This is a genomic window from Ferroglobus sp. (assembly GCF_015521575.1).
Classification (GTDB): Archaea; Halobacteriota; Archaeoglobi; order Archaeoglobales; family Archaeoglobaceae; genus Ferroglobus.
This window is the reverse complement of the sequence record NZ_WANY01000191.1, coordinates 1-11,394: the sequence shown is the minus strand read 5'-3', so window position 1 is coordinate 11,394 and position 11,394 is coordinate 1. Positions and strand designations below refer to the sequence as shown.

The window sequence follows — 11,394 nt, the reverse complement described above, 5'->3', positions numbered from 1 at the left end:
GCATTTTAAAATCGTAAACGTCGTAGATGTAAACGTCGTTGAGAACGCTCTTATCTTCGAAAATCTGATTGACTCTCTCTGGAGATAATCCTTCTGTGTCGATGTAAACTGCTCTCCCAAACCTTCTGACGGTGTTGTAGGTAAGCATGAGGCAGAGGGAAGTTTTTCCGCTTCCGCTTACTCCGTAGATCTGAGTTATAGTTCCGGTTTCAACACCGCCGCTGAGCAGAGAATCAATGCACAAGCTTCCGGTTGGAAGCTTTTTCATTCAATCACCTTCATGATCCTCTTATAAACCTCTTCGGGAGATAAATTCTCGGCTTCGCAAATCCTCTTAACGTCTTCGTACTCCGGTTTAATTCTGTAGTCGGACAATTTTACCCTAACTCTATATTCTCTCTCGTTAATCTTCACCTTAATTTCTTTGACTTCTCTGTAGGCTTTCAACCTGTGCTCCACGGGAAGTATCCTGACTCCAAGAGAACCAGTTAACTCCATCATCTTTTCCGCAACCTCTTCGGCTTTATCGTAACTGACTATCGCTGAAAGCAAACTTCCGAGCCTACCCTTCTTCATCAGAACCGGAGTAACGTAAACGTCATGGCTCATCTCTGAAAGCTTTTCAACAGCGTAGCTTAGATATTCAGGAGAGAGGTCATCAACGTTGGTTTCAACTACCACAATCCTGTCGTGAATCTTGGCTTCTCCAAGTATTATCCTTAGAACGTTCGGAACCTCTGTCTCTTTTTCTCCAGCTCCGTACAAAATTTTGTTAATTTTAAAAGAGTTTTTAAACGTTCCTTCCGAGAAGTGAGCTAAAATTGCGGCTGCTGTCGGAGTTAGAAGTTCTCCCTCACCTTCCATAAGAACCTCGATTTTCGAATTCGCGAGAATTTCTAAAGTTGCTGGAGCTGGAGACGGATACCTTCCGTGGGTGAATTCCACGAATCCCACTCCGGTTCTGACTCTGTTCGTGTAAATTCTGTAACCTCTTTCTCTCAGTCTTAGAAAGCCGAGTGCTGAAAGGGTGATGTCGAAAATAGCGTCGTCGCTTCCCACTTCGTGGAATTTCGCCTTTTTGTAATCTCTTCCGTGAACTTTTCCCTCGGCTTTCGCAAGTCTTTCAAAAATTTTTATAACTTCCTTTTTTACTCTCTCGTCAATCCTCGAACTTTCGACGAGCTCTACAACTTCTTTGAAACTTCTCTCCTTAGTTTCGCTCTTCACTCTGACGAGGTTTGATGTTATTCCTTTTTTGACGACCCTCTCAATTTTGTATTCAACCTCAAGGTTTAACTCATCGACGATTTTTTCGATATCCTCCCTCTGAATTACCTCATCATAGAGTGCTCCTATAATCATGTTTCCACTTGCACCATTGAAAGCGTCAATTACGGCAATTCTCATGCTACCACAAGACTTTTTATCTTCTAAAGCTTTTACTTTAATCATGGAACTGCTACTCAAAGTTAATCAAGCTTACCCCAGTGACTCTGGAAGAGGCATAGCAAGGCTCGATCCCGAATCAATGTTCAGGCTAAATATATCTCCCGGCGACATAATAGAGATTGAGGGAAGAAGAAAAACGGTCGCTAAAGTCTGGAGGGCTCCAAAAAGAGATTGGGGGAGAGGAATAATAAGAATAGATCGCTTTATAAGGGAAAATGCCGGAGTGAATATAGGAGATACCGTTAAGGTTAGAAAAGCGGAGTATTCAATAGCGAGGCAAGTCATCCTTGCTCCCCTAAAAAAACTTGACTTCAAAATTTACGGAGCTGATATTGGAGAGTATCTGAAGCATCAACTACTTAAAAGACCCGTTATGGAAGGAGACCTCGTTCCGATCGTTGGAGCTCCGGCTTTTACGGGCTTTGGTAAATACACACAGAATCAGGCTACAGTCCTCGTTGCCGTTAAAACTGAACCGAAGGGAGCGGTGATAATAGACGATCAGACTCACGTTGTCTTCAGAGAACGACCGGTTAAAGGTTTCGAAAGGTTTGGAAAGGCTGGAGTTACTTACGAAGATATAGGTGGACTCAAGGAGGAGCTTCAGAAGGTCAGAGAAGTTATAGAACTTCCGCTCAAGTATCCGGAAATATTCCAAAGGCTCGGAATAGAGCCGCCGAAGGGAGTTCTTCTCTACGGTCCTCCGGGGACTGGTAAAACACTGATAGCTAAGGCTGTAGCGAACGAAATAGGGGCAACGTTCCTGACGATAAACGGTCCGGAAATCATGAGCAAGTTCTACGGAGAGAGCGAGCAGAGGCTTAGGGAGATTTTCGAAAAGGCTAAAGAAAACGCTCCGAGCATTATATTCATAGATGAAATTGATGCGATAGCTCCGAGGAGAGACGAAGTTACCGGAGAGGTTGAGAGAAGAGTTGTTGCTCAGCTTCTAACGCTAATGGACGGACTTGAAGAGAGAGGACAAGTGATAGTCATCGGAGCGACGAACAGAATTGAAGCCGTAGATCCGGCTTTAAGAAGACCGGGGAGGTTTGACAGAGAAATAGAGATTGGCGTTCCGGACAGGGAAGGAAGATACGAGATTCTCCAGATTCACACGAGGAACATGCCTTTAGATCCAGAATACTCAAGGGAGTTCGTTTTAGAGGCTTTAAACGCTCTGAAGAATTATCTGAAGGAGGAGGGCGATTCGAGATACGCTCAAATTGACTTCGTTATCGGGGAAGTTAAGGAGGCGGAGAAGAAAGAGGAGGTAAAGGCAATAATTGAAAATCTTCTTCCCGAAGAGCTGAAGCCTGACTTGGAGAGGGAAATAATCAGAGCGATGCTCAGACATCTGGCGGATCAAACTCACGGATTCGTCGGAGCTGACATCGAAGCTTTATGCAAAGAGGCGGCAATGAAGGCTTTGAGGAGGTATCTGCCGAGAATCGATTTGAACGGAGACGAACTGCCGGTGGAGCTCCTTGAGGAAATGAAGGTGACGTTCGATGATTTCAAGGAGGCTCTGAAGGAAATAGAACCTTCAGCGATGAGGGAAGTTCTGGTTGAAGTTCCGAGAGTTACATGGGAAGACGTCGGCGGGTTGGAGGATGTAAAGCAAGAGGTTATCGAAGCGGTGGAATGGCCGCTAAAATACCCGGAGAAGTTCAGAAAGTTCGGAATAAAACCGCCCAAGGGAGTTCTTCTCTACGGTCCTCCGGGAACTGGTAAAACGCTGATAGCTAAAGCTGTAGCGAACGAAAGCGAGGCGAACTTCATAAGCGTTAAAGGGAGTGAGCTTTTGAGCAAGTGGCTCGGAGAGAGCGAAAAGGCTGTGAGGAAGATCTTCAGGAAAGCAAGGCAGGTGGCTCCTTGCATAATCTTCTTCGACGAAATCGATGCAATAGCCCAAATGAGGGGGATCGACGAAGGAAGTAGGGCAGTTGAAAGGGTCGTTAATCAGCTTTTAACTGAGATGGACGGGCTTGAGGAGCTTGAAGGAGTTATTGTCATCGGAGCGACTAACAGACCAGACATAATCGATCCAGCTTTGTTAAGACCGGGAAGATTCGATAGACTTGTATACGTAAGACCTCCAGATAAGAAGAGCAGGTACGCTATCTTCAAAATTCACACGAGGAATATGCCTCTCGCCGATGACGTCGATCTCGAAGAACTTGCAGAATTAACCGAAGGTTATGTGGGAGCTGACATAGAAGCCGTTTGCAGAGAAGCTGTAATGCTCGCTTTGAGGGAAAACATCAACGCAGAGAAGGTCGAGATGAGACACTTTTATGAAGCTATAAAGAAGATAAAGCCCAGCATAAACGAAGCTATGCTGAGGTTCTACGAGAAGTTTGAGGAGAAGGTGAAGGTTGAGCCTAAGCAAGCGAAGACGATAATCGGGTACGGTTAGTCGAAACTTTTATAGCCTCCTCTTTTTTAAATCCTTTTGGGTGGTGATAATGTTTGCAAAATCTCTCGCAAGGAAGACCGTGCTGCTATCTGATGGTACAGTTCTCGGGACTTTGTACAATATAAACGTGGACTTCAGAACGGGTTCGTTGATAAGCTTGGTTGTGAAGCCGCAGAATGAAGTAAGCGGAATAGAAAAGGTGGACGGTTATTACATAATACCTTTTGAAAGCGTAAAGTCGATAAGCGATTACATAGTCGTTGACAGGAAAAGGCTGAGCAGATGAGGTACTTTTTTCCACCTTTAATTTTGCCCCTTTTCGTCCTTTTCGTAATTTTGCCGTTTTTTGCTTTGACTTTCGTCTTAACGACGACCCAAGTTTTCAAAACACTTTTTGGAATTTCCACCATCGAAGCTCTCATGATTTTTTCAGTTATTGTCGTCGGAAGCTTCGTTAACCTTCCCGTTTACAAAATCGAAGGGAGGGAAGTCGTTAGGAGGAGAAGTATCTTCGGAATTTTCTACTACTATTACGTGGAGAAAAAGCAGATAGTTGTGGCGATAAACGTTGGTGGGGCTTTAATTCCGTCGATCCTTGCCTTTAAAGTGCTACTAACTTTACCGCTTTTTCCGGCTCTCCTATCCATTGTGATCGCATCATTTCTAATCTACCTCTTCGCAAAGCCGATCCCGGGAGTTGGGATCGTCGTTCCTCTCTTTGTCCCTCCGCTGATAGCTCTCATGTGTTCTTTTACGATCATCCAGGTTTTCGAGTTGAATTTGCTCTCTCTTCCCAAACTTGCTTTCGTTTCGGGAGTTTTCGGATCGATTGTTGGAGCTGATTTAATGCATCTGAAGGACATTAAAGAGATTGGAAGCGGAGTCGTCAGCATAGGAGGGGCTGGAACATTTGACGGAATTTTCTTAACGGGAGTGTTTTCTGTTGTTTTCTCTTTCCTACTACTTTAGGTCTATATTTAATCTGAGCTTACTGGAAGTTTTTTAAGGGAAGCTGAACATTCACGATAAATTTTCGCAAACTTTATAATCGGTTCAAGTAAACTGTTTTACATGACAGACATAATGAAGTATGTCGTGCCAAAGGAGACTTGGCCGGACATTATTATTCCGGATGAAGTGCAGCAGTACATAGGGGATAGAAAAGAGCTGAACCTCGCTGAGGAGATTCTCGACAGAAACATAAAGGAAGGAAGGGGAAGAAAAGTTGCTATCTATTTTGAGGATAGAAGAGTTACTTACAGAGACCTTTACAGACTGAGCAACAAGGTTGCAAACTTCCTCAAGGAAATTGGAGTTGAAAAGTACGACAGGGTAGGTTTCAGAATGAGAAACATGCCGGAAGCTGTGGCGGTGAACTTCGGAATAATGAAAGCCGGAGCGATCCCTGTTCCTCTCAACCCGATGTGGGCTAAAAAGGAAATCGTACACGTTGCAAACAACGCTGAGATAAAGGCAATCTTCGTAACTGGAGATGACAAGACGTTTAAGGCGGTCGAGGAGAGCGTTCCGGAACTTAAGACAGTCGAGAAAGTCATCGTTACCGAAAAAGAAGATCTGAAAGAGCCGTTCGTTTCGTTCAACGAAATTTACAAGCAGAGCAGCAAGTTCGATCCGGTTCCATTAGAGCTTGGAACGCCGGCTGTGATTCTCTACACAAGTGGAACGACTGGTTTGCCGAAGGGTTGCGTGCACTTTGTTGAGAATGTTCTTTCGTCGGTTTACTTAGTAGGAAAATACGTTTGGAAGCTCACCGAAGATGACGTCGTTGGTGGACCGGCTCCAGTGAGCTTCGCCATGGGTTACGGTAACGGATGCCTTATTCCCTACTTCCACGGAGCTGCTACAAGTATCTGGCCAGGATTCAGCGTTGAGAACTTCTTCCGCTTCGTTGAAGAGCACGGTATAACCGTCTTCAGCTCTTTGCCAACTGCTTACAGAATGATTCTCGCAAATCCAAACCTTGACGAGTATCTGAAGAAGTACGACCTTTCAAGCCTGAGACTTTGCACCGGAGGAGGAGAAGCTCTCGGTGCTGAGACTGCCAAGAAGTGGCAGGAGAAGTTCGGAATGCCAATCTACGAATCCCTCGGAGCTACGGAAATGGTTCACATCTGCATAAGCAACACAGTCGCTCCCAAGCCTGTTGCGGGAAGCATCGGTTGGCCGGTGCCTGGCTATACGGTCAGGATAGTTGATCCTGAGACTGGAAAAGAATGCCAGCCCGACGAGGTCGGAAATCTCTACATAAAGGGTCCGACTGGAATAAGGTACTGGAACCACCCGACGAGACCTCTTGATGAGAAGCAGAAGGAGAGCGTCAAAAACGGATGGAACGTCCTTGGTGACTTCGTCAGAAGAGACGAAAACGGATACATCTATTTCGTGTCGAGAGACGATGATCTCATCAAGTCCTCTGGATACAGAATCGGTCCCGATGAAATCGAGCAGCCGTTAAGCCAGCACCCGGCTGTGGCTGAGTGTGCTGTCATCGGAGTTCCGGATCCAGAAGGAATCAGAGGACAGCTCGTTAAAGCGATCATAAGGCTCAAAGAAGGCTATGAGCCGAGTGAAGAACTCAAGCAGGACATCCTTAAGTTCCTTGAACAACACATAGCCAAGTACAAGCTGCCGAGAATAATCGAGTTCACAACAGAGCCGCTACCGAGGACTGCGACGGGCAAGCTGCTAAGAAGAGTGTTGAGGGAGAGAGAGGCTCAGAAGCAGCAGAAGTAAACTCCCAATTTTTCATTTTTTCTTTTGAGCGTAGCAGTTCAGTTTACCTAAAGAAAGTTTAGAAAGCCTGTTTGCAATTTTTTTGACGTTTGAGTGAGGGACTTGTGATAGCACCTTAATTTTTATTAACTTTCGAATTGTAGGAGGGTCATGAAATACAAAACCGAACTCACAAGAATTGTTGAACTTCCTTACTATGTTGAGGTTAGCGAGACTTCAAGGAAAAAAGTTAAAGATATTCTCGATTCCTTCAACTTAAACAGTACTCTCTTCCTAACTGGAAAAAACTCTTATGAAGTTGTCGGAGCGAAAATCGAGGAGAAAATAGCCGATTATATTGTTGAGAAAGTTTTCGTTGAAAAGGCTACGATGAGCGAGGTTAGGAGGATTGAACTTTTTTTGGGTTACACCGATATCGATTCCGTTGTGGGGGTTGGCGGAGGGAAGGTAATAGATGTGGGGAAGGTAATCGCTACCGAACTTAATGTTGCTTTTATAAGCATCCCAACTTTAGCGTCAAACGACGGTATTGCTTCGCCGGTCGCGAGCTTTAAAGAGAACGGTAAGCCCGTTTCAATTTCCGTCAACCCTCCAACTGCCGTTCTGGCGGACTTGACAATTTTGAGAAATAGTCCGATAAGATTCCTTAGAGCTGGTTTCGGAGATTTAATCTCTAACATCACCGCCGTCAAAGATTGGAAACTTGCGAGAGACAAAATTGATGAGGAGTATAACGAAGTTGCCGCTTCGATGGCTTATCTTCCTTCCACTCTCATGCTCAACTTGGAAAGCGTAAATTTCAAGGACGATTTGACGACTCTGGAAAAGCTCATTAGAGGGTTGATTTTGAGCGGAGTTTCGATAGCTATAGCCGGGTCAAGCAGACCGGCAAGCGGAGCGGAACATAAATTCAGCCACGCTTTGGACTATCTTGGGTACGGAAGCGGAGTACACGGAGAGCAAGTAGCTTTAGGGACGATAATAATGGAGTACCTCCACCAAAAGTACTACGGAACGGGAGATTGGGAGGCTATAAAGACAATTCTTGAAAAAGCTCAGGTGCCGACGACTGCAAAGGAGCTAAACTTGACCAAGGAACAAGTCCTCGAAGCCCTAATTTACGCCAAGAGAATCAGAAAGAAAAGGTACACGATCTTAGAGGACGTAAATCCAAGCAAAGAAGAACTTGAGCTCGTTTTAATCAAAACCGGGATCGTAGAGAGTTAGAACGTATTTCGCATCTTCAACTCTGTTTATTCTTCTAACTTCGGCTATGTTGTAATTCTCGATTCTGACATCTATCAGCTCGCTCCCCAAACCTTCATTCATTCTTAGTAAAGAGTAAACTCCGTTTACTTCCTCCCAAACCTCCTCACCGAATACAATTTTTTGAAAGGCTTTGTTCAACTCAACCCAGCTCATTTCAGCTATTTTTTGGACGGGAATTAATGAAAAGTATTCAACAACTTTTTCCACATTTTCCTTCTCGTGAATCCACGTGCATTCCATGCAGCTCCATATTTTAAAGTCTTTAAGCCTCCCAAAAGCGTTGTATAGGCACGGATAAAAGGGACAAAAGCAGAGAGAGCAATCCTGCCCTTCGAAGTGGCAGGGATAGTACTCGCATTCTCCCTTCTTCATCCCGAAAATTGCAGAAATCAAGTCCTTCAGAGCTTCTTCCCTCATTTCAGCATCGCCACCATGCTGCCGACGCTGACTCCTATATCCCTCGCTACTGGTTCGCACTTGGCGGTTAAAAGAAAAGCGATGCTTTCCCACCTTGATTCGGACAGGCATTCGTAGTTAGCCATACCCTTAGCCACGATTATATCAGCCTCCTCTATTCTACTTTTCGTCTCCTCAGGGAGTAGTTCCTCATCAATACCGATCTCCCCTCCGTTTGGAAGTATTTCATCAGCAACTTTATCTATTCCGGCAAGTCTCGCATCCTCAATCGTCGCGTCGCTGAGTATCGGTTTTCCTCTAACAACAACGCTCACTCTCTCCGAGATCTTCTTAATTTCTCTTATCAGTAAGTAATCGAAGAATATTTCCCCAGCGTTGTCAGTCACGTAGACAACCCTTCCTTTGGAGAGATCTTTGATTTCCTTTGTGTTGTCGATAGCCAGCCCTTTTGCAAACATTTTAAGGAAGTACGTTTTGAAGTTGCCCTCTTCGACTTTGTGATCCAGAACCCCGTAGTCGAAGGCGTTACCGATTATGCTTGCTACAACAGCTCCGTAGAACTTATCTGAAAGTTTCGAAATGAAATTTTCAACGAAGGGTAGGTTTTCCTTTGCAACAGCGTTCGCTCTATCTTTTAGAGGCTTGTACGGATCTTCAACTCCGAGAACCTCGTAAACCCTCCTGTGGATTTTTGTGGCTATTAAGGCGTTGATGCCCTTCTTTTCGTATTCCTCGCTTAGAATTTTGAGAGCTTCTCCGACGGCTTTTTCTATCTTACTCTGGTCTTTTGTAGCTATCTTGCATTCGAGATATACCCTGTTCAGCAAACAGGCCGGGCATTTAGCGGCGATCCTCATAGTTACGTGTCGAGATTTCTAACTTCTGCGGCGTGCTCCATTATGAACTTCTTCCTGTCTTCCGTGTTCTCTCCCATGAGGATCGAGACGATTTCCTCTGCCATTGCCGCATCTTCGAGCGTTACTTGAATGAGTATCCTTCTCTTCGGATCCATCGTCGTCTCCCAAAGCTGTTCTGGATTCATCTCCCCCAGACCTTTGTATCTTTGAACTTCACCGTCTCCTATTCTCTTAAGCAGGTTTTCCAGTTCCTTGTCGGAGTAGAGGTAGTAAACCTTCTTTCCCTTCCTAACTCTGTAGAGGGGTGGTTGGGCTATGTATAGGTATCCGTTCTCTATAAGCGGACGCATGTAGCGGTAGAAGAAAGTGAGCAGCAGAGTTCTTATGTGAGCTCCGTCTACATCTGCGTCGGTCATTATGATGATCCGTTTGTATCTCGCCCTTTTTATGTCGAAATCCTTTCCGAAGCCAGCACCTATGGCAGCTATAATCGCTTTTATCTCATCGTTTTTCAGAACTCTGACCATACCTGCTTTCTCCACGTTGATGATCTTACCCCTTATCGGTAAAATTGCCTGAAATCTTCTATCTCTCGCTTGCTTTGCCGAACCACCGGCAGATTCTCCTTCAACTATAAACAGCTCTCTTTCCTCCGGATTTCTTGAGGAACAATCAGCAAGCTTTCCCGGAAGAGTTGCTACCTCCTCCCTTCTCTTTATAACGTCTCTCGCTCTCTTCGCAGCCTCTCTCGCTTTGGCAGCCAATATGCACTTTTCTATTATTTTGTTAGCCTGATCCGGATGCTCTTCAAACCATCTCATCAGCTCGCTGTAAACTATCGTCTCCACAGCTGTTTTCACTTCGCTGTTGCTCAGCTTCGTTTTTGTCTGACCTTCGAATTGAGGTTCAGGAACTTTAACGGAGATTATAGCTGTCAAACCTTCTCTGACGTCCACTCCAGTTATCGGCTTGAAGTTCTTGATGTTCTTCTTTCCGTATTCGTTTATCGCTCTCGTTAAAGCTGCTCTGAATCCGACGATGTGCGTTCCTCCCTCAACGTTGTGTATGTTGTTGGCGTAGGCAAGAATTGTTTCGAAGTCAGTATTGGTGTATTGCAGAGCAACTTCAACGCTGATACCGTTTTTTTCTCCGCTTATGTATATTACGTCTGAAATTTTTTCTCTGTTTGCGTTGAGGTGTTCCACGAACTCCACAATGCCTTTTTCCGAGTAGAATTCCTCTTTTTTCCCACTTCTTTCATCGTACAGTTCGAGTTTCAGTCCTTTGTTCAAGTATGCAAGCTCTCTAAGTCTGTGTGCCACTATGTCGTAACGAAACTCGGTCGTTTCGAAGATCTCCTCGTCAGGTTTGAACCTCACGTAAGTTCCCGTTTCATCGGTTTCCCCGATAACCTCAAGGGGAGTTACCGGAATTCCTCTCTCGTATCTTTGTCTGTATATCTTTCCGTTTCTTTTAACAACAACCTCCACCCACTCAGAAAGCGCATTTACAACGGATAAACCGACTCCATGCAAACCTCCGGAGACTTTGTAGGCTTTTTTACTGAACTTTCCTCCAGCGTGGAGCTTAGTCATCACTATTTCCAAAGCCGGCTTTCCGAGGGGATGCATCTCAGTCGGAATTCCTCTCCCATCATCCTCGACGCTTGCGCTTCCGTCTTTGTGCAGCACGACCTTTATTCTACTGCAATAGCCAGCTAAATGCTCATCGACGCTGTTGTCGATAACTTCCCATAGAAGGTGATGAAGTCCCCTAATTCCAACTCCACCAATGTACATTCCCGGTCTTTTTCTCACTGCTTCCAAATCACTAAGAACTTCGATTTGCTCTGCTGTGTAGTCTTCCACGAAACCAAATTTAATCTCTCGGTTTAAAACTCTTGGGTGCTCAATTAATCCAACAACCGGAACTTATCATAACATCATATTTTCACCCCGGAGAGTTGTTAAAAACGTAAAAGAGAAAAATTTATAAATAGTCGGATAAAGAAGCTGCGGGTGTTTGCATGATTGAAAAGATCGTTGAGAGACTTTACTACTACTTTGCAATGCTGCAGGTCATTATATTGATCCTCAGTGGCAGGATGAAAATTTATAGGTAATTGAGGATAAGGATAAGGTAGGTGTTATCTTTCTGATCTGACTCTCCGATTTTTCTTAACCAAAAACTTTACATCTGAGGATATTATTTACAATTTTGATTAGGCTG

The 11,394-nt window shown here is 44.7% G+C and carries 10 protein-coding genes; 5 read left to right on the top strand and 5 right to left on the bottom strand.

Annotation, left to right across the window (positions count from 1 at the left end; all coding sequences use genetic code 11):
* On the bottom strand, window positions 1-268 hold a 268-nt coding region (locus tag F7C14_RS07550; RefSeq protein WP_290901500.1), incomplete at its 3' end, for an ATPase domain-containing protein.
* On the bottom strand, window positions 265-1,452 hold the full coding sequence (gene larC / locus F7C14_RS07545; RefSeq protein WP_290901498.1) for a nickel pincer cofactor biosynthesis protein LarC: 1,188 nt from the start codon (window positions 1,450-1,452) through the stop codon (window positions 265-267). The genes larC and F7C14_RS07550, both read right to left, overlap by 4 nt.
* Here larC and F7C14_RS07540 point away from each other — a divergent pair.
* From F7C14_RS07540 to F7C14_RS07520, 5 genes are all read left to right on the top strand, one after another.
* Window positions 1,451-3,868, top strand: a complete 2,418-nt coding sequence (locus tag F7C14_RS07540; RefSeq protein WP_290901495.1) for a CDC48 family AAA ATPase — start codon at window positions 1,451-1,453, stop codon at window positions 3,866-3,868. The two genes, larC and F7C14_RS07540, sit on opposite strands and share 2 nt — an antisense overlap.
* Window positions 3,869-3,917: 49 nt before the next feature.
* On the top strand, window positions 3,918-4,154 hold the full coding sequence (locus F7C14_RS07535) for a PRC-barrel domain-containing protein (RefSeq protein WP_290901502.1): 237 nt from the start codon (window positions 3,918-3,920) through the stop codon (window positions 4,152-4,154).
* Entirely contained in the window at window positions 4,151-4,837 is a 687-nt protein-coding gene (locus F7C14_RS07530; protein ID WP_290901493.1) for a DUF1614 domain-containing protein, read from the top strand. The genes F7C14_RS07535 and F7C14_RS07530 overlap by 4 nt, the downstream gene beginning before the upstream one ends.
* A 102-nt stretch (window positions 4,838-4,939) precedes the next feature.
* Window positions 4,940-6,622: an acyl-CoA synthetase gene (locus F7C14_RS07525; protein ID WP_290901490.1), complete on the top strand. Its 1,683-nt coding sequence runs from the start codon at window positions 4,940-4,942 to the stop codon at window positions 6,620-6,622.
* A 150-nt stretch (window positions 6,623-6,772) separates the two neighbouring features.
* Window positions 6,773-7,849, top strand: a complete 1,077-nt coding sequence (locus F7C14_RS07520) for an iron-containing alcohol dehydrogenase (RefSeq protein ID WP_290901487.1) — start codon at window positions 6,773-6,775, stop codon at window positions 7,847-7,849.
* On the opposite strand, the gene F7C14_RS07515 is transcribed toward F7C14_RS07520, so the two are convergent.
* From F7C14_RS07515 to gyrB, 3 genes are read right to left on the bottom strand one after another with little or no spacing between them, the layout of a single operon-like run.
* Window positions 7,820-8,308: a cysteine-rich small domain-containing protein gene (locus F7C14_RS07515; RefSeq protein ID WP_290901484.1), complete on the bottom strand. Its 489-nt coding sequence runs from the start codon at window positions 8,306-8,308 to the stop codon at window positions 7,820-7,822. The two genes, F7C14_RS07520 and F7C14_RS07515, sit on opposite strands and share 30 nt — an antisense overlap.
* The gene (locus F7C14_RS07510; protein WP_290901481.1) at window positions 8,305-9,165 is read right to left on the bottom strand and encodes a damage-control phosphatase; all 861 of its coding nucleotides are present in this window, start codon (window positions 9,163-9,165) and stop codon (window positions 8,305-8,307) included. The genes F7C14_RS07515 and F7C14_RS07510 overlap by 4 nt, the downstream gene beginning before the upstream one ends.
* Before the next feature lie 2 nt (window positions 9,166-9,167).
* Complete coding sequence (gene gyrB, locus F7C14_RS07505; protein WP_290901479.1) at window positions 9,168-11,033, bottom strand: DNA topoisomerase (ATP-hydrolyzing) subunit B; 1,866 nt, start codon at window positions 11,031-11,033, stop codon at window positions 9,168-9,170.
* Window positions 11,034-11,394 lie beyond the last annotated feature (361 nt).

Excerpts from the sequence above, each read along its gene's own strand:
- F7C14_RS07535 (WP_290901502.1), top strand. The coding sequence starts at position 3,918 with ATGTTTGCAAAATCTCTCGCAAGGAAGACCGTGCTGCTATCTGATGGT.
- F7C14_RS07510 (WP_290901481.1), bottom strand. The coding sequence starts at position 9,165 with ATGAGGATCGCCGCTAAATGCCCGGCCTGTTTGCTGAACAGGGTATAT.
- F7C14_RS07515 (WP_290901484.1), bottom strand. The coding sequence starts at position 8,308 with ATGAGGGAAGAAGCTCTGAAGGACTTGATTTCTGCAATTTTCGGGATG.
- F7C14_RS07525 (WP_290901490.1), top strand. The coding sequence starts at position 4,940 with ATGACAGACATAATGAAGTATGTCGTGCCAAAGGAGACTTGGCCGGAC.
- F7C14_RS07530 (WP_290901493.1), top strand. The coding sequence starts at position 4,151 with ATGAGGTACTTTTTTCCACCTTTAATTTTGCCCCTTTTCGTCCTTTTC.
- F7C14_RS07520 (WP_290901487.1), top strand. The coding sequence starts at position 6,773 with ATGAAATACAAAACCGAACTCACAAGAATTGTTGAACTTCCTTACTAT.
- F7C14_RS07540 (WP_290901495.1), top strand. The coding sequence starts at position 1,451 with ATGGAACTGCTACTCAAAGTTAATCAAGCTTACCCCAGTGACTCTGGA.
- larC (WP_290901498.1), bottom strand. The coding sequence starts at position 1,452 with ATGATTAAAGTAAAAGCTTTAGAAGATAAAAAGTCTTGTGGTAGCATG.